Annotated in this window: 20 protein-coding genes; 12 read left to right on the top strand and 8 right to left on the bottom strand. The window is 49.3% G+C overall.

From position 1 onward, the window contains the following. Positions 1–47: 47 nt before the first annotated feature. Both rne and FH974_RS05745 read left to right on the top strand, forming a co-directional pair. Positions 48–3,392 carry a ribonuclease E gene (gene rne / locus FH974_RS05750; protein WP_047883391.1) on the top strand — a complete coding sequence of 1,115 codons (3,345 nt, stop codon included), beginning with the start codon at positions 48–50 and terminating at the stop codon, positions 3,390–3,392. Between the two features lie 359 nt (positions 3,393–3,751). Then, on the top strand, positions 3,752–5,308 hold the full coding sequence (locus tag FH974_RS05745) for a SulP family inorganic anion transporter (RefSeq protein WP_047883390.1): 1,557 nt from the start codon (positions 3,752–3,754) through the stop codon (positions 5,306–5,308). Positions 5,309–5,501: 193 nt separating this feature from the next. Here FH974_RS05745 and FH974_RS05740 read toward each other — a convergent pair whose 3' ends face one another. Then, entirely contained in the window at positions 5,502–5,960 is a 459-nt protein-coding gene (locus FH974_RS05740; RefSeq protein WP_207103680.1) for a low molecular weight protein-tyrosine-phosphatase, read from the bottom strand. Between the two features lie 337 nt (positions 5,961–6,297). Here FH974_RS05740 and FH974_RS05735 point away from each other — a divergent pair, with 337 nt between their 5' ends. The 6 genes from FH974_RS05735 to FH974_RS05710 all read left to right on the top strand — a co-directional run bounded on the left by FH974_RS05735 (position 6,298) and on the right by FH974_RS05710 (position 10,460). After that, positions 6,298–6,819: a GNAT family N-acetyltransferase gene (locus FH974_RS05735; protein ID WP_047883616.1), complete on the top strand. Its 522-nt coding sequence runs from the start codon at positions 6,298–6,300 to the stop codon at positions 6,817–6,819. A 207-nt stretch (positions 6,820–7,026) separates the two neighbouring features. After that, complete coding sequence (locus FH974_RS05730; protein ID WP_047883388.1) at positions 7,027–7,503, top strand: DUF2846 domain-containing protein; 477 nt, start codon at positions 7,027–7,029, stop codon at positions 7,501–7,503. Positions 7,504–8,011: 508 nt separating this feature from the next. Beyond that, on the top strand, positions 8,012–8,353 hold the full coding sequence (locus FH974_RS05725) for a GFA family protein (RefSeq protein WP_047883387.1): 342 nt from the start codon (positions 8,012–8,014) through the stop codon (positions 8,351–8,353). A gap of 86 nt (positions 8,354–8,439) precedes the next feature. Beyond that, positions 8,440–8,658, top strand: coding sequence for a DUF6500 family protein (locus FH974_RS05720; protein WP_047883615.1), 219 nt, complete (start codon positions 8,440–8,442; stop codon positions 8,656–8,658). Between the two features lie 93 nt (positions 8,659–8,751). Continuing rightward, complete coding sequence (locus FH974_RS05715; protein WP_047883386.1) at positions 8,752–9,135, top strand: SH3 domain-containing protein; 384 nt, start codon at positions 8,752–8,754, stop codon at positions 9,133–9,135. Between the two features lie 233 nt (positions 9,136–9,368). Then, positions 9,369–10,460, top strand: coding sequence for a methyl-accepting chemotaxis protein (locus FH974_RS05710; RefSeq protein ID WP_047883385.1), 1,092 nt, complete (start codon positions 9,369–9,371; stop codon positions 10,458–10,460). Positions 10,461–10,638: 178 nt separating this feature from the next. On the opposite strand, the gene FH974_RS05705 is transcribed toward FH974_RS05710, so the two are convergent. Beyond that, complete coding sequence (locus tag FH974_RS05705; protein ID WP_047883384.1) at positions 10,639–11,109, bottom strand: HIT family protein; 471 nt, start codon at positions 11,107–11,109, stop codon at positions 10,639–10,641. A gap of 550 nt (positions 11,110–11,659) precedes the next feature. Between FH974_RS05705 and FH974_RS05700 the strand changes: the two genes are divergently transcribed. The 3 genes from FH974_RS05700 to FH974_RS05690 all read left to right on the top strand — a co-directional run bounded on the left by FH974_RS05700 (position 11,660) and on the right by FH974_RS05690 (position 13,730). Then, positions 11,660–12,427 carry an adenosylcobinamide-GDP ribazoletransferase gene (locus FH974_RS05700; protein WP_047883383.1) on the top strand — a complete coding sequence of 256 codons (768 nt, stop codon included), beginning with the start codon at positions 11,660–11,662 and terminating at the stop codon, positions 12,425–12,427. Positions 12,428–12,446: 19 nt separating this feature from the next. Next, entirely contained in the window at positions 12,447–13,052 is a 606-nt protein-coding gene (cobO, locus tag FH974_RS05695) for a cob(I)yrinic acid a,c-diamide adenosyltransferase (protein ID WP_047883382.1), read from the top strand. Between the two features lie 243 nt (positions 13,053–13,295). Continuing rightward, positions 13,296–13,730, top strand: a complete 435-nt coding sequence (locus tag FH974_RS05690; protein WP_047883381.1) for a phosphate-starvation-inducible protein PsiE — start codon at positions 13,296–13,298, stop codon at positions 13,728–13,730. Between the two features lie 268 nt (positions 13,731–13,998). On the opposite strand, the gene FH974_RS26310 is transcribed toward FH974_RS05690, so the two are convergent. From FH974_RS26310 to FH974_RS05680, 3 genes are all read right to left on the bottom strand, one after another. Beyond that, positions 13,999–14,121 (bottom strand): hypothetical protein, encoded by a 123-nt coding sequence (locus tag FH974_RS26310; RefSeq protein WP_277991780.1) that lies wholly within the window; start codon positions 14,119–14,121, stop codon positions 13,999–14,001. Positions 14,122–14,463: 342 nt separating this feature from the next. Next, on the bottom strand, positions 14,464–15,786 hold the full coding sequence (locus FH974_RS05685; RefSeq protein ID WP_047883380.1) for an anaerobic C4-dicarboxylate transporter: 1,323 nt from the start codon (positions 15,784–15,786) through the stop codon (positions 14,464–14,466). A gap of 522 nt (positions 15,787–16,308) precedes the next feature. Then, positions 16,309–17,352 carry a metal-dependent hydrolase gene (locus FH974_RS05680; protein ID WP_047883379.1) on the bottom strand — a complete coding sequence of 348 codons (1,044 nt, stop codon included), beginning with the start codon at positions 17,350–17,352 and terminating at the stop codon, positions 16,309–16,311. A 239-nt stretch (positions 17,353–17,591) separates the two neighbouring features. On the opposite strand from FH974_RS05680, the gene FH974_RS05675 reads away from it, so the two are divergent. Next, on the top strand, positions 17,592–18,044 hold the full coding sequence (locus FH974_RS05675; RefSeq protein ID WP_047883378.1) for a CBS domain-containing protein: 453 nt from the start codon (positions 17,592–17,594) through the stop codon (positions 18,042–18,044). 269 nt (positions 18,045–18,313) lie between these two features. Here the strand turns inward: FH974_RS05675 and FH974_RS05670 are convergent, their stop codons facing one another. From FH974_RS05670 to apbC, 3 genes are all read right to left on the bottom strand, one after another. Then, positions 18,314–20,437, bottom strand: coding sequence for an AsmA family protein (locus FH974_RS05670; RefSeq protein ID WP_207103558.1), 2,124 nt, complete (start codon positions 20,435–20,437; stop codon positions 18,314–18,316). 149 nt (positions 20,438–20,586) lie between these two features. Next, positions 20,587–21,231, bottom strand: coding sequence for a uridine kinase (udk, locus tag FH974_RS05665; RefSeq protein ID WP_047883376.1), 645 nt, complete (start codon positions 21,229–21,231; stop codon positions 20,587–20,589). Between the two features lie 216 nt (positions 21,232–21,447). Further along, a complete protein-coding gene (apbC, locus tag FH974_RS05660) occupies positions 21,448–22,524 on the bottom strand; it encodes an iron-sulfur cluster carrier protein ApbC (protein ID WP_207103557.1) in 1,077 nt (358 codons plus the stop codon). Between the last annotated feature and the right edge of the window lie 166 nt (positions 22,525–22,690).

Raw genomic sequence — 22,690 nt, 5'->3', positions numbered from 1 at the left:
ACTTGGCGCTGAGAGAACGAGCACAACGAAATAACGAGTAAAATATAATGAAAAGAATGTTGATCAACGCAACTCAAAAGGAAGAGTTGCGCGTCGCATTAGTTGATGGGCAGAAGCTCTTCGATTTGGATATCGAAAGCCCTGGCCACGAATCTAAAAAAGCAAATATCTACAAAGGACGCATCACACGTATCGAACCAAGCCTGGAAGCAGCGTTCGTTGACTATGGTGCAGAACGTCACGGTTTCCTTCCTCTTAAAGAAATCGCCCGCGATTACTTCCCTGCTGATTACACTTACCAAGGCCGTCCTAACATTAAGGAAGTCCTGAAGGAAGGTCAGGAAGTTATCGTTCAGGTAGACAAAGAAGAGCGAGGCAACAAAGGCGCCGCGTTAACCACGTTTATCTCTCTGGCTGGTAGCTATCTGGTTCTAATGCCGAACAACCCGCGTGCAGGTGGTATTTCCCGCCGCATCGAGGGTGACGAGCGTACCCAGCTGAAAGCTGCACTGAGCACACTGGAACTGCCGCAAGGCATGGGCCTTATCGTGCGCACAGCCGGCGTGGGTAAATCAGCAGAAGATCTGGAATACGATCTGAACTACCTGCTGAACCACTGGGATCGCGTAAAAGACGCAGCAGACTCAGCACCAGCACCGTTCCTTATCCATCAGGAAAGTAACGTTATCGCTCGTGCTATTCGTGACTACCTGCGCCGTGACATCGGTGAAATCGTCATTGACAGCAAAAAGATCTACGACCGTGCCCGCGAACACATTCAGCAGGTACGTCCGGACTTCATGTCTCGCGTAAAACTGTATGAAAACAGCGATACACCACTGTTCAATCATTACCAGATTGAGAATCAGATCGAATCAGCCTTCCAGCGTGAGGTTCGTCTGCCATCAGGTGGTTCTATCGTTATCGACCCAACCGAAGCTCTGACCTCTATTGATATCAACTCCGCCCGTGCAACTAAGGGTGGCGATATTGAAGAAACCGCTCTGCAGACTAACCTGGAAGCGGCCGATGAAATCGCTCGCCAGCTGCGCCTGCGTGACTTGGGTGGTCTGGTGGTCATCGACTTCATCGATATGACACCAGTGCGTCACCAACGTGAAGTAGAAAACCGTCTGCGCGAAGCCGTCCGTATGGACCGTGCCCGTGTTCAGATTGGCCGCATCTCACGTTTTGGTCTGCTGGAAATGTCTCGCCAGCGCCTGAGCCCGTCTCTGGCAGAAGCGAGCCATCACGTTTGTCCTCGTTGTAGCGGTACGGGTGTTATCCGTGACAGTGAATCACTGTCGCTGTCCATCCTGCGTCTGATCGAAGAAGAAGCCCTGAAGGATAACACCTCTCAGGTACTGGCGATTGTGCCAGTGGCTATTGCTTCTTACCTGCTTAACGAAAAACGCCGTTCTGTTCAGTACATTGAAAAATCGCACGATGTGCGCGTGATCATCGTACCGAATGCCGATATGGAAACGCCGCACTTTGAAGTGATTCGTGTCCGTACCGGTGATGAGCATGAAACACTGTCTTACAACCTGCCTCGTGCGATTGAAGCATTGCGTGAAGCCGAGTCGAACGAATCGCCTCAAGAGCGCCTGACCGTGAAGAAGCGTGAAGAACCTGTTCTGCAAGGTTTCAGCGCGCCGCAACCAAAGCCGGAAGCCAAAGCGAAACCGCAGGCGGCTCCTGTTGCAAGCGCGCCAAGTGAAACCAAGCCAGGTATTTTCAGCCGCCTGATCACCGCGATTGCTAACTTCTTCTCGCCTGCCACTGAGGCAAAGCAGGAAGAGAAACAAGACAACGGTAAGCGTAACCGCCGTGACCGTCGTGACAACCGTCGTCCGGACAACCGTCGTAACGAGCGTCAGGAAGGCCGTCGTCAGCCGAAAGAAGGCACTCGCCGTAACCGTCCTGAACGTCAGGAAGCGGACAACAAGCAAGTTGCTGAGCAGCGTGAACAGCGTATGTCTCGCCGTCGTAACGAGAAGGCGAAAGACAAACCTGAACAACAGCAACCACAGGCTAGCGATAAGCAAGCAGCTCCGCAGCGTAAAGAGAAAGAGCAAAAACGTCAGTCACGCCGTGAAGACATTCAAGCTCAGAAACAGCGCCGCACTGAAGAGAAAGCACCAAAGGCTGCGAAACCTGCCAAAGCTGAAAAACCTGTTGTGGAAGAGAAGCCTGAGCAGGAAAAAGCCGCTAAGGTGAAACAACGTCGTCAGCGCCGTGACCTGCGTAAGAAAGTGCGTCTTACTGATGATGCCGAGCAGACACAAGAGCTGATGCTGGATGCCGTACAGGACGCGAAAGATGCTTCGCCACTGCAAGCAATGGGCACAGAAATGGCAAAAATGGCCAAGTCTGAAGAGATTGTTGAAGAAGCAGCGGAAGAAGCTATCGAACAGGACAACGGTGGTCAGGAAGGTAACGGTCAGCGCCGTAACCGTCGCTCGCCGCGTCATCTTCGTGCAAGCGGCCAACGCCGTCGTCGTATCCGTGACACCCGTCCGGAAAAAGATGAAGACGTTGAAGGCATCGTAACGGAAGCTGTGGGCCATGCGGTTGAAGAAGCCAGCGATGTTCTGAACGATATCGAAAACGTGATTTCTGTTGTTGAGAAACCAAAGGCGGTTCCTCGTCTGCACAGCGGCGTGGCTTCACCAGAAATGGCAATGGGTAAAGTATGGCCATCTGCGTCTAAAGAGCCGGTTGTCGCTCTGGATGAAGAAGCTGTAGTAGCAGAAAACGTAGCAGTTACAGAAGCAACGATTGCACAAGAAACGGTTGCCGTGACTGAAGCATCGGCTGTACCGGCACTGCGTAGCGGTGTAGCGTCTCCAGAGATGGCAATGGGTAAAGTCTTCCCACTGCGCTCAGAGGTGACGGCTCAAGCGCAACCAACCGAAGCGCCTGTAGCAGCCGAGCCTGCCCGCCAGGAAGCCGAGGTGACTACCGTTGAGGTTGTTGAATCAGCTGCAACTGAGGCGACTAACGTGGCTAAAGACGTTACGGTAGCCGAAGAGCCAGTTAACGCTGAAACAACCACGGCGGATGCTGAGGTTGCTGAAGCCGTTGCTGCTGCACAAGCCGCTATGATGGGTATGACAATGCCTATGGATGCTGAAGCAGATGCAGTCGCACCGGTAGCTGAAGCACCTGTTGTTGTGGCAGCAGTGAAAGAGCAAGTGACGGCGAATACACCTCGCGGTAACCATGCTGTTTCTCCGATGACCAAAGCACCAGCACCATCAATCGTAGCGGAACCAAGCATCGTGGCCATCGCACCAATGCGTGAACCTCGTGTACTTGGCCGTCAAGGTGGCAGCCAGGGAGCAAGCAACCGTGCAACATCGCCAATGAGCAAACCGACTGCAGAATAAGCCGTCTGGCTCTCACCTGCTGGTACCATCCGGCAGGTGACGATGAAAGTACCCATAAAAGCCATGCCTTAAACGGCATGGCTTTTTTATTGCCAAATGTTTGTAACAACGGTGCCTCCGGCTATCGTGATTTCTCCTTTACGGCTTGAACTCACAACGAGCACACCGCAGACATGCCCACTACCTGCAAAATCACACGTTTTTCAAAATAAACGTAATAGCCATCAAGCTTTTTTACATTCCGAGACAAATCTTGCTAAACAAGTTGAACAAAAGTTGAACCGAATCACAGATTTCTGTAGGATCACGGCCTTTGTACGCTCTTTGTCATCACCAGACCCAAAGCAAATCGAATCATCATGTTTGAGTTCCCACAATTTTCAAGACAGTCAGTCAAAAATGACGTTCTTTCAGGGCTGACCGTTGCCCTGGCTCTTGTTCCGGAGGCTGTTGCCTTCGCTTTCGTTGCCGGTGTCGACCCAATGGTCGGCCTGTATGCCGCGTTCATCGTCGGCCTGGTTACCGCGGTTCTTGGCGGCCGCCCGGGTATGATTTCCGGTGCCACCGGTGCTATGGCCGTTGTCATGGTCAGCCTGGTTGCCGAACACGGAATCCAGTACCTGTTTGCTGCTATCATGCTGGCGGGCGTATTCCAGATCCTCGCCGGTGCCTTTAAACTGGGTAAGTTCATCCGTATGGTTCCTCATCCGGTCATGATCGGTTTTGTGAATGGTCTGGCGATCGTTATTTTCCTCGCTCAGCTTGGCCAGTTTAAAGTACCGGATGCAACCGGGGCGCTTCAGTGGATGCAGGGTACCCAACTTTACCTCATGCTGGGCCTGGTGGCCCTGACGATGGCCATCATTTACTTCCTGCCTAAACTGACCAAAGCTGTTCCGTCTTCACTGGTTGCAATTATCACCGTTACCGCGTTGGTACACGGCCTGGGCCTGGATACCCGTACGGTGATTGATTTTGTCCGCTCGATGAGTGGCAATGCCGACGCTACTCTGGCAGGTTCACTGCCGACGTTTGCGCTGCCTGAAGTTGGCTTCAATCTGGAAACCTTGAAGATTATTCTGCCGTACTCTCTGATTCTGGCAGCCGTTGGCCTGATTGAGTCGCTGCTGACGCTGACCGTGATTGACGAAATGACCGGAACACGCGGTCAGGGGAACCGGGAATGTGTCGGCCAGGGCCTGGCTAACATGACCTGTTCGGTGTTTGGTGCAATGGGTGGCTGTGCGATGATCGGCCAGTCAATGATCAACATTAATTCCGGAGGCCGTGGCCGTCTGTCAGGCATCACAGGGGCCGTGGGTCTGCTGCTGTTCATTCTGTTCGGCTCTGATCTGATTGAAATGATCCCGCTGGCGGCGCTGGTTGGTGTGATGTTCATGGTCGTGATCGGCACCTTCGAATGGGCAACCTTCAAGCTGGCACGCAAGGTACCAAAACATGACTTTTTCGCCATCATCCTGGTGACAGGGGTCACTGTGGCGTTCGACCTGGCACTGGCAGTACTGGCGGGTGTGATCTACTCTGCCCTGGTTTTTGCCTGGGAACATGCCAAGCATATTTTCGCCACCAGCCACACCGATGAGAACGGCTCGAAAATCTATGAAGTGAACGGTCCGCTGTTCTTCGGCTCAGTTTCTCATTTCCTGGACCTGTTTGACTCAAAAAATGATCCACAAGACGTGATCATTGATTTTGCTCAGTCGCGTGTTGCTGATCACTCTGCAGTCGAAGCCATTGATACCATCGCCGAGCGCTATGCCAGCCAGGGTAAAACGCTGCACATCCGTCACTTAAGTCCTGAATGTCGTTCCCTGCTGAAAAAGGCCGGTAATCTGGTGGAAGTTAACCTGATGGAAGACCCGACGTACAAAGTAGCGACCGATACTCTGGGCTAACCAGCCACGATAGTCGTTTTGTGGTGCTGGTTTTCTGGCGCTGGCTTCCTTGCTCTGGATTTTTGGTGCTGGTTACCTCGCGCAGAAAGATGTTAACAGCTAAATCAAAACGCCCGCGTAATGCGGGCGTTTCATTGCATATTACAGACGTGAAGAACATACCTGAGCGATCGTCACGAAACGTGAACGCCACTCAGCGAATCGGCAATGTATCCAGCAGTGCTTCAGCTGCGTCTTCCACTAAGTCCAAAACATGTTCAAAGCCGTGAGGGCCACCGTAATACGGGTCTGGAATTTCGGTGACGCCGCTGCGGCCATACGCCATAAACAACTTCACCTTGTGTCGATAGTCAGCCGGACAAATGGCCTGAAGATCCCGTAAGTTAGCATTATCTGCCGCTAATATCAGGTCAAATACTTCAAAATCCTCCGGAATAACCTGGCGGGCACGCATCCCCGAAAAACTGTATCCCCGAGCTTCCCCTGCTGCACGAGAACGCGGATCAGGCAACTCTCCTGCGTGATAACCTATTGTCCCGGCAGAATCGATCTCCATGGACAGCCCACGTTCTGCCACTTTAGTCCGTAATACCGCTTCAGCCGTCGGTGAACGACAAATATTACCCATGCAGACGACCAAAACCCGTTGCACCATACCCTCTCCTGTTACCCATTAAGACCCATAGCCAGTACCTCAGCAATAGCAGTTTGCCTGCCTATCTTCAAGCCTGCCCGCCAATCCTGTGACTGCTGCTGAAAATAAATTCATCAATAGCTTCGCACGGCCTCAACACTACCCTATCCTTCATGCCTTAGATCTCAAATGCCAGATGATCCCCGTGACATAGTAGACCGGATGAATATACCGTGTCAGAGCGACAAGTTCTGGGGTTAACACCTGCGCGTAAATCACAGCCTGCCGCGAAGTGACCGCTAAACAAGTCCAGCCACAGGCCAATGCCAGATTTAAAAAACAGAAGAGTGAAATATTGAAAATCACAGCTGAAATTGATGTATCCCGCCAAGAGCACGAAGCAATTACTCGGTTGCGAAATGCCGCATTCCCCGAGCATCAGGTAGCACGTTCTTATTACAAGCAATTACCCCATATGCGAGTGACGAAATACCGGGATGACACACTTGTCGGTTATATGGGGCTGGATTATCGGGTCATCAATGTCGCTGAGACCCCACTAAAAATACTGGGAATTATTGATTTTTGCATCGACGCGAATTATCGGGGAAAAGGTATAGGCTCAGCGATGTTAACTGAACTCAGCGATTATGCCATAACAAAAGATGTTGACTTCATTATCCTGATTTCCGATTTGGCAGCCTTCTATACACGTCACGGTTTTACCCAAGTCAGCGAGCCAAATACCTGGTTAAGATTACATGAACATCAAAGTTATGGTGTGGCGACTGAGCATGTCGACGATCTTTTCATTAAATCGATCAGTGGCAAAGTCTGGAATAATGGCTCAATCGACTGGCTAGGCTATATGTATTAATTGCTTTTCACCGACACCCTATTTTTGAACTTATTTTATTCGATTGAATCATCGTTCGACGCGGTATCGTCATTTACATTGCCCAAGCCGCTAAAGACACTTTTTTAATCTTGATCACAAATACATGAGAATAACTTTCATTTATTTCTTAACATATTGTTACACGAAGCATATTATTGCGTTATCCATTCATCCAATGAGAAAGAAATGAAAAAGTTAGTGCTGTTTTTTCACTGCCTGGCAGTGATGCTCCTTTCCGGCTGTGTGACGACCGGCGCAAAATTTGATAACTCTGTAAAAGTCGACAGCGATAAAAGTGCCCTGTATCTGATGAGGCAAAGTAAATTTGTTGGAGCACTGATTTGTCGTCCCGTCATCATTGATGAGGTTGAAAAAGGCTGTCTGACAAATGGCGGCTTTCTTCGCGTAGACCTTGAGCCTGGTGAGCATGTCATTACGATGCCAAAGGTAAATCGTAGTGACTGGTTTAAAGAATTAAAAGTTAACGGCACATTTAACCCGGGCAAGATCTATTATCTGGAATGGACCGGAGAACTGGTCAATCTCAATGTCTTACCCATGGGTGCTCTGACAAACGTCGAAGGGGAGACCCAAAGCATGCTTATCGAGCACACTGAAAGTGGCGCACTCTCTATTCTTAAAGGTTTAAGAAACTCGAATTAAGTGACTCAAGCTCAACGCTAACACTTTTACCGCCAATTTTTGCAGGATTCAAACACCACATACGCTTGGCTGAATCCTGTTTTTCTTCAATATCGTCCCTTTCTCAGATCACCGCCAATATAAATGCGTTGAAACATTCAGGTTGCAATACAGGGATTCACATAGCTGCCACATATCCGCTACACTGGCCGTATTCGATTTTCTTGGCGGCTTAGTCTTAATTATTCCTCAGCAGTCAGCCAATGAGTGTTGATTATCTTCAATAGTCCCCATGCGTACATTGCACCAACATGGAGATACGCCGCGGTCCACTGTTATAGCACCGTTGAACAACCAGATGTGACGATTCCGTACCCTCGATGGATAAATGGGTTGCGCAGGAGCTAGCCAGCGATATGAAAAAAGAAACTTGGTTACCGACCACGGACTCTACACACGCCAGACGTAAATACAAGCAGCACACTAACAAGCTTACTTAACAAGCTATAAATAAAAATAGAGGATTAACATGGAAGTCTCATGCCACTGTGGAAATATCACCCTGAAAGCGAACTATAAGCCTGAAGAAGTGGGTGAATGTAATTGCTCTATTTGCCGCCGTTATGCCGCATCATGGGCGTACTACCCACCGCAAGAGGTGGTGATCAGTTTTGCAAAAGAAAGGTCAATATTCTACATCTGGGGTGACAAAGAAGTTGAGTTCCACCGCTGTCACCTCTGCGGCTGTATCACGCACTATAAAACCACGCCTCAATGCGCTTCCCAGATAATAGCGATCAACATGAAAATGGCTGACACCGAATTACTGCAAAGTATTCCGGTCAGAAAAATTGATGGGGCGCAGTATTAAGCAACGGGTGCCGCAACAACTGGATAATGTTATCCAAAGCGGCAATCAGTTTGCACCAACAAAACGGAAAATGGATAACCAGCATTATGCGCCACTCATTAAGAGAAAAAATCATCGACGTTTGTACAAAAAAGATCGCGAAGAAAGGAGAAAACGTGGGGGTTTCTTTTTATGCATTCTTTGCCAATAAAAACGATGACCCGGAATTACTGATGGAAGCGGCGACTTGGTGGATACACACTCATCAGCTGGATCATTTTGAAAAAGCGAGGAAGATTATCACTATGGTAGAAGCTGGCCGTTAACCACTACGGCAATTAAATACGCTCAATGCTTCTTTAATTATTCACAAAGCAGCCGAAGGAAGTGCTGTCACATTTTTACTGAAAAGGGAAAAGATGAAACTGTACAAAGTCACACGCCAGCATCGAAGTGAATACCCTCACCCTATTCATTTTGCGAAAGGCGCCACATTGTTCGTAGGCGAAGAATATCAAGGTCAGGAAGAGTGGCACAACTGGTTTTATTGCCGGACTGAAGACGGTGCAGCCGGATGGGTTCCCGAGCAAATTTTCAAAAGAATAACCAATGACACGGCCATTGCACTTAAAAGCTATACCGCGCGGGAATTAAACGTGGATGAAGGGGATACACTGTATGGATCAACCCGTATGAACGGTTGGATATGGTGTGAATTTCCAAATTGTAGCAATAAAGTCGAAACCTCTGGCTGGGTACCCATCGATAACCTGACAGATGCATGCACACTCACTCAGTGCTAACACAGGAAGCAGGACAAGCAAAAAGTGAGCGATACCAAAACCATGACCAGCCGTTCAATTAAAACACAGGCAACCAATAATCGGTTTTTAGAAGATCCTCTTCCTGCCCCCAAATACCCACGTTGCGAATAACTATTCGTGATTCGTCTTACATTCCGAGGGATGCGAACTTCGTATACTGCCAGAAAGAAGTTATTTACATTCATCTCAATTAAGTCAGCCTTGAGAATTTTATGCTTTTAAATAAAACAATAAAAAGAGAAGTCGAGTCACTACGGCGACAATTACAGCAAGAACGAGAAAACCATCAAGCTGAAATCCAGGAACTTAATGCTGAATTAAGCCAGCTTCACCAGAAACTCGATCTAGAAAAACAATCCAACACTTTAGAGATTGCTCTGCTGAATTTACATCTGCGCGGCAGTGGAATGCTGGAAACGATCCGTAATGGCTTAGCCAGCAGCGCGGAGAGTCTGGAGCAAGAAAATGAGGCACTAAAAGAGCTTGATGAAATGTTTTCTCAAACTCATCAGGCGTTAAGACGGCTCACTTCAAGAGCGGAAAAAATCGAACAGCAGGCACAGGAGAGCATGGAATCTGCCATTGTGCTGGACAACACGGCCAACGCTATCGGAAAATTAGTCGGAATGATTCAGGAAATCTCATCGCAGACCAACCTATTAGCCCTGAATGCCGCCATTGAAGCCGCACGGGCCGGTGAAGCAGGACGTGGGTTTGCCGTGGTTGCCAGTGAAGTCAGAAACCTGGCCGGTAAAGCTCAGAGCGCCAGTTCGGATATTGAATCACTGGTCAATCAGGTACAATCGCAAACTGACGGCATCAAAAAATCAATCAATGAAAATCGTCATTGCGCCGATGATGTTGCCACATCAGCGACACAAATTGAGATCGTAGTTTCTGACGTACTCACTAAGTCTAAGCACATGCAGGAAGTGATTAGAGCTGCATCCACAAGGGCTTTTCTTGATACGGTGAAACTTGATCACACGGTCTGGAAAAACAATGTCTATAGCCAAATCGAACAGCGAAACTTTGCCTCTGTCCTGAATGCCCATACCGAATGCCGTCTGGGCAAGTGGTACTTTGAGGGCGCGGGCATGGAAAAATACAGCCATTTACCGAGTTTCAGCAAACTGAACCCGCCACACCAGTTAGTGCATGATTCCGGTAAAAACGCATTACATGCAGGGTTACATCAGTCATCACAGGCACTACTCCAGCATATTGAAGCCATGGAAAGTGCCAGCGATGACGTGGTACAGGCTATTGATCGATTACTGGATGATGTTCTCAGCGAGTACTGAGTATTCGTCCTGATCATGCCCGTTAAGCTAAAGCCGTCTCGAGACTGTAAATAATTCTGTGAGACGGCCTCATGAAACAATTCTGTACAGACCGGAGCAGGTAACTTGTATTAGTTCAGGTAACTTGCTCTAAACCTGCTTACAACGACAGTTAAAACAATACGGTTCAGACCATTTGTTACACTGATTTCTCCGCTACCTGACGGATGTGCGCCGCCACACTGGCTAACTCGGCATCATCAGCGCGATGACTGTCATGGGAAGAAAGGTAGCCTTCATATTGCTCAAAGTATTTGTCAGACACTGATTCTACCGGTTGGAAACGGGAATCATTTCCTGTTCCGTGCATCGGGAACAATTTACTGTGCAAGTGATCGACGCCGTATCCTTCAAAAAACATACCGGTCCGTGCGACATTCTCGAAGGATTTATCCAGCAATCGGGCAACCTGTTTGGTAGCCAACACCAGTTTGCTCAGCACCTCATCCGATTGTTCAAAGGCGTAACTGCCATGATGAGCTTTAGGAATAACGACAGTAAACCCTTTGGTATTGGGGAAAATAGACAGAAATGCCAGATGGTCTTCATCTTCCCAAACTTTATGACACGGTGCATTCCCGGCCACGATCTCACAAAATATGCAGCTCATTTAATCCTCACTTCCTGTCATTTTTACAATTATCTCTAACTAACGGCAACTAAGCACAATCCTGTTCTGTGTGGTCAGTATCTGGCTGATACTGCGTTTTACCGTGTTCTTGTCTCGGTGCTCATCCGTCTCAATATGCACCAGAATATAAACAATACCAAGTGTATCAGCGGTTTTCATCTAAGTGACGAGAGTCTGAATTGAAACGGCCTTGCTTCACCAACCCGTTACGTTCAGTTAGCTGATCGCTTGACTTACATCCACCGACGCGCTCAATGCTCAAAAATGCCTTATCCGGAGCAGGAATGGCGGGAGAAAATCGTTAATCACTCCTATCTACCCCTCATCTCCATCCCTTTGTATTCCCACAATATCACTGGCTATTATTATTGCCCTGGCGGCTTCTTTTATGATTATTCCGACGGTGCATCTTGTTATTCTTTTTACGATATCGCTTTCTTACGGTATAGCTTTCTCACGATATAGATTTCCCTAACCATTTTCAGTACCTTACAGCTACTTATCGCATCGCCTTCAGCCAGGAACCTTCATGAACAAGCAATGGCAGACCTTTCTCATCGCATTAGCCTTTTTCACCCGCATCCCGATACCAGCCGATACCCCCTATTCACCGGAGCGGTTGAATCAGGCCAATCGCTACTTTGCGCTGGTTGGGGTACTGATCGGTTTGTGCAGCGCGGCGGTCTTCTGGCTGAGTGCGAATTTTCTGCCGGTTTCCGTCGCAGTATTGCTGGCGATGGGAGCCAGCTTATTACTGACCGGCGCATTCCATGAGGATGGTCTGGCAGACGTGTTTGACGGGTTTGGCGGTGGTTGGGATGTGGCGCAAAAACTCACCATCATGAAAGACTCCCGGCTGGGTACATATGGCGCTGCCGCTCTGTTCATCAGCTTAGGGCTGAAATGGACACTGCTGACCGAGCTGGCGACACTCAACATTGAACTGGCCGCTACCGCATTGATTGTGATGCACGGCCTGAGCAGGGCCATCGCCGCCAGTCTGATCTTCAGTTATCCCTATGTCCAGTTGGATCAGCAAAGCAAGGTGAAACCGCTGGCGACTCAGCAAAGTCATCAAGATTTGTGGGTTTTAATTTTTACCGGTTTGTTTATATTACTGCTTTTACCGCTATCGACAGCAATCGGGGTTACCGTTGCACTACTGCTTGTCCGCCACTTGTGTGGCCGATGGTTTACCCGGCAACTGGGTGGCTACACCGGAGACTGTCTGGGTGCCACACAGCAGCTTGCAGAAATCGCGGGTTATCTTGTGTTATTAGCAAGCCTCTCATCCTAACAAACGGAATAAGGTTCTCATGGCAGACCAGAATCAGAAAGACGAACGTTACAAAGCCCGTCAGCAGAAAATCAAAGAAGAAGTTGATGCACGCGTCGATGCGGCCCAGCAAGAAAAAGGCCTGTTTTTGATCATTACCGGAAACGGTAAAGGCAAATCCACCAGCGGCTTTGGCACTATCGCACGCGCAGTTGGCCATGGTCAGAAATGCGGCGTCGGCCAGTTCATCAAAGGTACCTGGGACTGCGGCGAGCGTGCACTGCTGGAACAGCACGGAGTAAATTTTGCGGTCATGGCAACCGGGTTTACCTGGGAAACCCAAAACAAAGAGGCAGACACGCAGGCAGCGCAATCAACCTGGGCTGAGTGTAAAATAATGCTGGCTGACGACAGTTACGATGTGGTTCTGCTGGATGAGCTGACTTACATGGTGACCTACGGCTACATTGAGCTGGAAGAGGTCTTAGAAGCCATTCAAAACCGTCCGGCCATGCAATCAGTGGTTGTAACCGGACGTGGCGCACACCGCAGCCTGATTGAAATGGCGGATACCGTTTCGGAAGTTCGCAATGTCAAACACGCCTTCGAAAGCGGTATTAAAGCCCGTAAAGGCGTTGACTGGTAATAATGGGATACCGGTGCAAACTTGTGCCGGTTACTACCTGCCCCGCTGAATTTCACTTTATTCATCAAGCATTGAACTCACTGCAGGCTGCCGGTAAAGAACACTCCTGCAGACGGCGGCCTTTCTGTATCCTGGCTCACCAGCCTTTCAACCACACTGTTTCCCCTATAACGTAACAGAATCATTCCAGTTTTCCGGCAAGCTTAATATAATGAAATCATTATCTTGCTAAAAGGATTGACCATGTCTTCCCAGTTACCGCCGCAGTTTACCCGGCCCTTTATGAAAATCTTCCATATTCTGGAAGCCATTCTGCTGGTTGCGATTACCCTGGCAACCCTCGCAGCCATGGTCAACGAGTTCATTCACGTGTACGTGAACAAGCAAATTCAGCTGACAGATATTCTGCTGATGTTCATTTACCTGGAAGTACTAGCCATGGTGCAGCAATTTGTCACCAACGGTAAGATCCCGGTTCGTTATCCGATTTATATCGCCATCATGGCGATCGCCCGATACATCACACTCGGCATGAAAGAGTTGGATGGTATTTATGTTGTCTGGCTGGCCCTGGCAGCCTTTATTCTGGCCGCTGCCACGCTGCTTATCCGTGTCGGGCACCATTACTGGCCGTATGAGAAGCTCACTGATCCGGCAAAAAATCAGTCGGAAGACTGACAAAAGCGGATCACTACAGCCAGACGCGAATACGGATAAATCCAGAAAGCCACCAGATTGCTGAAAACAAAAAGGGAGTGTCGCTACACTCCCTTTTTCATTAAGCCTTTATAAGGGCGTTTGCCCGGTCTGCCGTTCCGCGATATTCACGCAGTGCACGATATAAAACAGAATTTATCCGGTGATTGTCTCAGAACGTTTTATCAAACAGCCGAAATGAATAAGCAAACAAAGAGCCATTACTCCACCCGATGATATCCAGGGTTATTTAATCTGCGTCACATCGGGCGACACGCTCTTTGCGATGCTTCTTTCGGTAGAAATCCAGCGCTTTCTGTAGTGCTTTGTCATGCATCCTTGCCCGTAGCACATCCAATTCAGTCTTTTTCATTATTCACCTCTGTTGGCACTTTCGGGGCGGCTAAACAGCTGGAGGTCATACCCTAAAAATCAGGATCGCTAATCACCAATAAACCGCTACAGATTGCTGACTGCACAATCTATACGAAGCATTTTATGTCTTATTCCCTGAAACGCGGCTGAAGAAAAGGAATTTCGTTTGGCGCGTTTTTAATCACTATAGCTATTTGCTGTTATCAGAGCACACCTTTATTCTGAAAAAGCATGAATCTATGATTGCTTTTAAAATTCAGCATGAATATCAAACAATAATCATAAAAAAATGCCAACAGGATCAACCTGATGGCATTCGGTATCCGAGACTTAATTTCGATTAAACAACAATTTGAGCAATGGTATAACCTATTGCACACGCCGAGATCACACCAATCAGGCCCGGCATCATAAAGCTATGGTTAAAGTACCACTTACCGATTTTGGTTGTCCCGGTCACGTCAAAGTTGCAGGTCGCGATGTCTGACGGATAGTTAGGAATAAAGAAATAGCCGTACGTAGCTGGCATCAAACCAATCAACAGAGCCGGATTCAGTCCCATCGCCATCCCTACCGGCAGCATCATACGCGCAGTAGCCGCCTGGCTGTTCACCACCACCGAAACGATGAACAGCGCCAGTGCGAAGGTCCATGGGTATTCCTGCACCATTTCAGTGATGCCCGATTTGAATGACGGCATCGCGTACTGGAAGTAGGTATCACTCATCCAGGCGATACCAAAAATCGCAATGGCCGCCACCATACCAGATTTGAAAACCACCCCTTCCGGGACTTTCTGAACATTTGTGCCTGTTACCAACAGAATCAGACCACCAAACGCCAGCATCATCATCTGGATGATGACAGACATCGGAATCGCCTTCTCATCGCCAATAGTACGGACTTCCGGCACCATCGCCACAAACACAATCGATATCAGCGCTAACAGAAACAGCAGCACGGCATGTTTGGCCGACGCCGGCAGGATTTCGTCGAGCGACGTGGACGTGGTATTCAGGATTTTGTCTTTCCACAGCGGATCACGCAGACGACGCTGATACTCAGGATCGTCTTCCAGATCAGCACCACGGCGCAGGCTGTACAGCGACAGTAGCAGGGTACCCAGCAATGTTGAAGGCACTGTCACCATCAGGATCGTCAGCAGGTGAATGCTTTCCTGAACACCGGAAAGTTGGGCAAGGTAATAGACCACTGCGGCAGAAATTGGACTGGCAGTAATCGCCAGCTGCGAAGCCACAGAAGAAGCGGCCATTGGTCGCTCCGGGCGGATGCCGTTTTTCAGAGCCACATCCCCGATGATCGGCATGATGGAGTAAACCGCGTGACCGGTTCCCAACATGAACGTCATGGTGTATGTCACCAGCGGACCGAGGAAAGTAACGCGCTTTGGATTACTGCGCAGGATACGCTCAGCAACCTGCAACATATATTTCAGGCCACCAGCGGCTTCCAGAATAGATGCACAGGTCACCACGGCAAGAATAATCAACATTACCGTGATTGGCGGGGAGGTGGGCGGCATTCGGAAAACAAACACTTCAACCAGCAGACCGAGCCCCGACACGACGCCCAGGCCGATACCACCAAACCGGCTACCGGTATATAACACGAGAAGGAGGAATAAAAACTCCAGATACAGCATACTCGCTATCTCCCTATATCGAAAAATGCATATCCCACAAGCGGGATAATAATTAACCTTTTAATCAGGACGACAAGTATACTGAGCGAATTAAATCACTGGCTATGCGAATCTACTTAGTAATTTCAGTAACTTATATTTATGTGACAAATGACGGAAATTTGCTTTCTTTCCACCCATTTTATTCCACAGGATGAATACTATTGAGAAACCCGTTATTTACCTCTCCGCAACAAACCGGGCATCCATTGGTTGTTAAATCACTCATCCGAATATTTATCCAGCATTGGATACACAGAACGTTCAGTCCTCATACCTTCCAACCCACTTACCGCCGACTTCTTGCCAGAACCACCACACAAAAAAAGACGAAGGCCGCAATACGGAACCAATGAAAGGACGTCAAAAAGAAAAACCCGGCTCACCAAGGTTTACCGGGTTTGTCATTTGACCAATTGTCAGCCGTTGCTCAAAACGAACAGTTAATATCTATGACATATTGCTCATCGTCATTCATGATCGTTAGTTGCTGGCAAATGTTACCGGATGAGGGCACTCCGAGACATGGCACAAATTAGCATCAATATCCTGATTTCCCAGCAATCGCAACCACAGTGCCGGCAGATGCTTCGGTTTAACAGGCGGCGTCGGTAGCTGAACCGGATCGGTCAGCAGCCATTCTTCGGCTTCATCCTGTTGCGCGAGCGAGAACTGAAACGGCATGTAATCAAGAATGCCTAAACGCAGGTCCGTTACCACCAGTGTGTTATCACGCTGCTCATATTTCACAAACCCCGCACTAAAGCGCTCGATCATTTGCAGGTAGTTGGATCGTTCTTCAATCGGCCAATGGCCACGGTTTTTGGCAATAAAATCGACCTCGGTGTTTTTATCCAGCAGTGAGGTCAACCCTTCCCAGTAATAAGCGCCATCGTGAACAACAACACGCCAAAGCAGGGTATTAAACGGCGTTGGAGTAATAAAGACCGGTCTTTCAGCCAGCGGGGTGTCCGCCAGTTGCGTTTCAACGCGGTGCGATACCAGACTGTATGCAACCAGCGACCAGATCAGATACACCGACGAGATCGCGACACCAACCCGACACAGGTGCGCCATTTTATCCCGCCACATCAGACTGGCGGCCAGACACACCAAAAGAGGCACAGTGTAGAGCGGATCGATAATAAAAATACTGGATATCGCGACCGGTAGCGCCAGCGGCCACAATAACTGCGTGCCATAACTGGTAAAGGCATCCAACAACGGATGGGTAATCAAACACGCCGCAACCAGCAGCCACAATCGGGGCAAACCCATGCGAGTGGGCTTAACAGTTTGCCATATCCAGCTGAGCAAAAATGAAAACGGCAGCAACACCAGTAATGAATGGCTGAAGCCACGGTGGTTGACCATATCGGAAACCGGATCGCCGTAGCTGATTAGCACATCTAAATCCGGAAGCGTGCCTAATGCCGCCCCGGCCAGCAAGACTTTCGGCGAGCAATTTCTACCCGCAATCATTCCGGCCACCGCTGCTCCGAGAGCAGCCTGGGTCACTGAATCCACTTCAACTCCTTATTAAGGCTGTGTTTAATCACACAAGATTATGAAAACCGGAGCGTACCATACCAGATTTTGCTCTCAGACAATATGTAAAGCGTACCCGCCAGACGCATTCGTTTACAAAAGTAAAACTTGGGCGCGGCTCGCAGTTAACCTGTCTGGAATTCGCTAGGGTGGATAGGGCAACAACCATTCACTCAAGCTATGCAGTCTTAGCTATTCACTCTTAGAGGGGAGATGAGATGCCAACAAAAGTGTCTGAATACATGACGCCGAAAGTCATTACTGTTGAGCCACACACCGGGTTGAGGGAGGCATTCTTCATGATGAAAGATGAAGCCATCCGCCACCTGCCAGTGGTGGACGCGCAGGGTGAGCTGGTCGGCATTGTCAGCGATCGGGAACTGCGTCGGCCGGGCTGGGTTGATGAAACCCCGGAGATTGGTCACGAGTATCAGCTAACGGATGATTTGCTGATACAGGATGTCATGTGCACAGATGTCGTATCCGTCCATACCTACGACACATTGTCCAGAGCCATTGGCACCATTCTGGAACACCAGATCGGAGCGGCACCGGTTCTGAACAAATCTGGCGAGCTGGTTGGCATGTTGTCTGCCGTCGATTTACTCAAAGCGTTTCAGGACAGCCTGGAGCATCAGAAAACGCAGAAAAAGAAAAAAGCCTTTGTCTAATCCTCAGGCTTCCTCAACGGTCCTAACCTCGCTGCCGTACTCTGTTTTTCATCACAGCAGCATAACATTGATACAGTACAAACAACAAGGCCTGCAGATGCAGGCCTTGTATTGATATCAACTTGAGCCCATTCAAAGCGAACCTCTCGCTCTCGTTGAACAGTCCTGAGTTTAAACAGCTCTTCATTGAGCAAAATTAGCTGAGCTGCTATGCGTTGAACGATGCTTAGTTAAACAATGCTTAGCTGAACAATTTTTAATTGATCAACTTAGTTGAAAAGCCCTTTCAGCAGCTTGTCGGCCACGTCTTTAACGCCTTCATCTTTGGCTTTGTCACCCAACAGTTTCTCCAGACCGCGCTCAACCTCTTTCTTGGCTTTCTTCTCCAGCTCGTTATTCTGCTTCAGCAGCATTGCCAGATTCAGCCCGAATTTCGGCTCCGTCCAGTTACCTTTCACATCAATCGGCACAGTCAAGTTAGCCACTTCATCAATGTCTTTACCGCCCTGCCCTTTGCTGGTTGCCACCAGAGAGGTGTTGATCAGGAAGTTGAGCTCTTCAGACATCAGGTTGGTCGAACCCTTGCCATCCACCCGTAACAGCGGTGAATCGACATCGATGTTATCGGTTGAGGCCACCCCATTGCCTACCTTGAAAGTCGCTTTCATGGCAGAGAAGTCCGTTTTACGCTCTTCTTCGACATAGTCGGCTTTCTTGCCTTTCAGGGTCGCACGCGCTTCACGGATCATTTCAGGAATGTTTACACCGTAGATCGCGCCATCAGCAAAGTTAATCGCCAGTGTGCCGGCAACGTTCTGGCGAATACGATTTTCCGACAGACCAGTGCCTGACAGGTTAACACTGATATCGCCCGTACCGGCCAACACATCGTTTTGCGCCACATCCATCAGCAATGGGTGAACCTGAACGCCTTTGATTTGTTTGTTCACTCGGTAAGTTGGCAGTTTGCCGTTCGCATCCAGCTTCGCGGTAGCGTGAATACTGCCTTGATACAATTTGGCATCCAGCGATGACATGTTCAGCACACCGTTTTTGATGGTCAGTTTCAGCAACACATCGCTCAGCTTGGCATTAGCGGCTTTGAATTTGCCGATTGCTACATTCGCTGCCAAATCAACGGTTTTCAGTGCCGACAGATCCGGCTCTGCGTCCTTATCTTTGGCCGCTGCCGGAGCCTGTGGTTTCTGGCCACCTTCAGCCGGTGTTGCCGCCTGCTCCTGTGCCGATTTTTCCGTACCCAGGAAGGCATCCAGATCAATGTTGTCTGAGGCCAAATCAATGCGAATGACTGGCACATTGGCAGACTTAAATGAGCCTTTACCAGTCAACGACAGTTCATCGATATCCGCCGCAAGGTTCGACAGAGTCGCCTTCTGCTCTTTCAGCTGATAAGTCGCATCGGTTTTCAGGGCTACCTTCATTTCCGGACGCGGCAGTGCCGCCCCCTTCAGGTCAGCTTTCATATCCAACGCTTGCACATCAACAACAGTTAATGCTGGATCCATTTTCAGGCGGGTCGAGCCTTTGGCATCGAACGTCAAATCCGGAATCTGACCTTCTACCGCGAACTCGATCGCCGACCATTCACCCAGTTTGAACTGATCCATCGCCAGGGTAAAACCACGAATGTCGTTTTTCGGATCATTAACTACAGCTTGAAGACTCAGCTTTTTCAGCTCAGCCGTGTCCATCGCTTTGGCAATCATCAGCTCAGTATTGCCTTTCGCCTGGAAGTTCAGTTCACCGTTTTTGCCCGTTACGTCAAAGCTGGCTGCGGTCCACTCACCGGGCGCAAAGCGATTCAGTACAAAGTCCAGTTTGTCGACCTGTGTCAGCGTACCGGCTTTATCGTCACGAATCACTGCACTGGCATCCACAATTTCAATGCCTTCCAGTGACAGAGCCCATGCTTGCTTCGGCGCATTGGCCGTGTCTTTAGCCGTATCCTGTGCTGAGGTGTCAGCTCCGGATTCGTCTTTTGCCTGTCCCAGGCCATCCAGGTTGCTCTTACCTGATTTCAGCGTTTGGATAAATACCCGGCCGCCGTGCAGGCTGACATTGCCAATTTCCAGCTGATTTGACAGTAGCGGCAATACCGATACTGACAACTCTGCACGGTCAAAACGCATCAGGTTTTCTTCCGCAAACCCTGCCGGATTACGGAATTCCGTTTTTCCGATAACCAGCCCCACGCTTGGGAAAAAGCGCCAGCTGATATCCCCGTCCATTACCAGCTCACGCCCGGTGGCTTTCTTAACCTGCTCGGCAATCATTGGCTTGAACTGGTTTGGGTCAACCAGTGCCAGCAGAGCTGCAATGCCGATCACCACGACCAGCACAATTGCCAGTAAGGCAAATAAAATCTTTTTCATTGAATCCCCATTTCAACAGCGCATTTCAACGAGAAGCCTAAACGTATCTCTCTGATAAAGACAAATAATTTTGCTGTAAGTTTTCTGAACCATAAAAAAACAGGCAGCGGATGCTGCCTGATTGAAAGGATTGATTATACACGAAACAATTATGCGCGCAGTAGCTTACCAATGTGGGCTTTCAGTACATCGATCGCGATACGGTTCTTACCGCCGCGAGGCACGATGATGTCTGCATATTGCTTAGACGGTTCAATGAACTGCATAAACATCGGACGAACAGTTTTCTGATACTGTGCCAGAACAGATTCCATTGTACGACCACGTTCCGCCACGTCACGCTGCAGACGACGCAGCAGGCAGATGTCCAGCGGCGTATCCATAAATACGCTGGCGTGCATCAGTTCACGCAGGCGAGGATCCGTAAGCAGCAGAATACCTTCCAGAATGATCACCTTTTTCGGCGTCAGAGTGGTGGTTTCTTCCATACGAGTGTGTTCGCTATAACTGTAACGAGGAACTTCAACCGCTTCACCGTTAATCAGCTTTTGCAGGTGGTCGCAAAGCAAATCGTGGTCAAGGGCATTTGGATGGTCGTAGTTCGTCTTAACCCGCTCTTCCATGCTCAGGTGACTTTGATCGTTGTAGTAACAATCTTCCGTGATAACACCGATCTGATGATCGCCTACTTTTTCTTTTAGCTCTTTATAAACTGTACTGGCGATCAGACTTTTACCGGATGCAGAGGCACCTGCAATACCGATAATAACGCATTGGTGTGAGTGTTCAGACATATCAGAAAGCACCTGTGAAACAACTTAGCGAGGTGAAAAATACCTGTCTAAACAAAACACTGCTCGCATCGGGATGCCCGGTACATTGTTTGAAACAGGTATAATTTGGCATAAATAAACCGCCTGATTATAGGCAGTTGTGGCCGCAGATGCCAGTAAAAATACGGCTTCCGCGGCATTTGGTCAGAATGTCTGCAACTTAGAAAAAGCAATCGGTTACATGGTGCGAATGGTAATTTGCTCCGCCACCGGGGTACCCTGCCAGTACAAACGGCTGGCCACATTTCCGGCCAGTTCAATGTAGGTTTGTGCCTGCTCAGACTCCGGTGAAGCAGCTACCGTCGGCTTACCCTGATCGATATCTTCCCGAATTTTAATATGCAACGGCAACTGGGCCAGAAGCGGGACCGCATACTCTTTGGCCATGCGTTCTGCACCACCGGTACCAAAAATCGGTTCATGGTGACCGCACTGGCTGCAGATATGGTAACTCATGTTCTCCACTACCCCGACAACCGGGACATCCACCTTATTAAACATACTGACCCCTTTAATCGCATCGGCCAGCGCCAGATCCTGCGGCGTAGTGATCACCACCGCGCCGGTAACCGGGATCTGCTGTGCCAGCGTCAGCTGAATATCGCCGGTACCCGGAGGCATGTCGATAACCAGGTAGTCCAGATCCGGCCACCAGGTTTCCATCACGATCTGCGACAGTGCTTTGGACGCCATCGGTCCCCGCCAGATTGCGGCATTCTCAGCCGGCACCAGATACCCTATAGAGTTGGTGTACAAACCACATGACTCGACCGGCAGCATGTGCTTGCCATCCGTTGACTGCGGTTTCTCGTCGGTTGCTCCCAGCATCATCGGTACTGACGGGCCATAAATGTCGGCATCCAGCAGACCCACTTTGGCACCCTGCGCCTGCAAGCCCAGCGCTAAATTAACCGCCGTTGTGGATTTACCTACGCCCCCTTTAGCCGAACTGACAACGACAATGTTCTTCACCCCGCGCAGTGGCTGTTTCTCACCGGCAGCCAGCGGCGCAACCCGGCATGAGAAGGCAAACTTCGCTTCTGCGGGAATATGGTTGGCCTGCTGCTGACTGAAAATCCATTGTTCCAGTAATTCAACAACCGTGGCGGCGGCAAAGGGGAACACAACGGAAATCGTACCGGTTGCCGAGACTGACACCCAATTGGGTGTATCAGCCCACTCTTCGTGAAGCCAGGGATGCTCAAACTGATTAAGCCAGCGGGTAATGTCTGCGACGCTCTCAAATCGGATCATTGAGTCACTCATGGTTATTTAGCGCTCCATTTTTACTCTTTCTTTTCATCCTATCACCAATGAAAAGCCTACGCTTCTGGTTTACCGCCATAAACCTCAGATCCTCCTAGGCAACGAGTTATCCATCAGGTAGTATTCAAGACTACGTTTTTATTACCCATCATGA

The sequence above is a fragment of the Photobacterium ganghwense genome, from assembly GCF_017329545.1.
GTDB lineage: Bacteria > Pseudomonadota > Gammaproteobacteria > Enterobacterales > Vibrionaceae > Photobacterium > Photobacterium ganghwense.
Note: the sequence above shows the minus strand (reverse complement) of the source record. Positions and strands in the feature narration are given on the sequence as shown.

Coding starts and splice junctions, on each gene's coding strand:
- FH974_RS05700 (WP_047883383.1), top strand. CDS start 11,660: ATGAACAAGCAATGGCAGACCTTTCTCATCGCATTAGCCTTTTTCACC.
- FH974_RS05745 (WP_047883390.1), top strand. CDS start 3,752: ATGTTTGAGTTCCCACAATTTTCAAGACAGTCAGTCAAAAATGACGTT.
- FH974_RS05725 (WP_047883387.1), top strand. CDS start 8,012: ATGGAAGTCTCATGCCACTGTGGAAATATCACCCTGAAAGCGAACTAT.
- FH974_RS26310 (WP_277991780.1), bottom strand. CDS start 14,121: ATGAAAAAGACTGAATTGGATGTGCTACGGGCAAGGATGCATGACAAA.
- FH974_RS05685 (WP_047883380.1), bottom strand. CDS start 15,786: ATGCTGTATCTGGAGTTTTTATTCCTCCTTCTCGTGTTATATACCGGT.
- FH974_RS05670 (WP_207103558.1), bottom strand. CDS start 20,437: ATGAAAAAGATTTTATTTGCCTTACTGGCAATTGTGCTGGTCGTGGTG.
- udk (WP_047883376.1), bottom strand. CDS start 21,231: ATGTCTGAACACTCACACCAATGCGTTATTATCGGTATTGCAGGTGCC.
- cobO (WP_047883382.1), top strand. CDS start 12,447: ATGGCAGACCAGAATCAGAAAGACGAACGTTACAAAGCCCGTCAGCAG.
- FH974_RS05730 (WP_047883388.1), top strand. CDS start 7,027: ATGAAAAAGTTAGTGCTGTTTTTTCACTGCCTGGCAGTGATGCTCCTT.
- FH974_RS05710 (WP_047883385.1), top strand. CDS start 9,369: ATGCTTTTAAATAAAACAATAAAAAGAGAAGTCGAGTCACTACGGCGA.
- FH974_RS05690 (WP_047883381.1), top strand. CDS start 13,296: ATGTCTTCCCAGTTACCGCCGCAGTTTACCCGGCCCTTTATGAAAATC.
- FH974_RS05675 (WP_047883378.1), top strand. CDS start 17,592: ATGCCAACAAAAGTGTCTGAATACATGACGCCGAAAGTCATTACTGTT.
- FH974_RS05715 (WP_047883386.1), top strand. CDS start 8,752: ATGAAACTGTACAAAGTCACACGCCAGCATCGAAGTGAATACCCTCAC.
- apbC (WP_207103557.1), bottom strand. CDS start 22,524: ATGATCCGATTTGAGAGCGTCGCAGACATTACCCGCTGGCTTAATCAG.
- rne (WP_047883391.1), top strand. CDS start 48: ATGAAAAGAATGTTGATCAACGCAACTCAAAAGGAAGAGTTGCGCGTC.
- FH974_RS05705 (WP_047883384.1), bottom strand. CDS start 11,109: ATGAGCTGCATATTTTGTGAGATCGTGGCCGGGAATGCACCGTGTCAT.
- FH974_RS05720 (WP_047883615.1), top strand. CDS start 8,440: ATGCGCCACTCATTAAGAGAAAAAATCATCGACGTTTGTACAAAAAAG.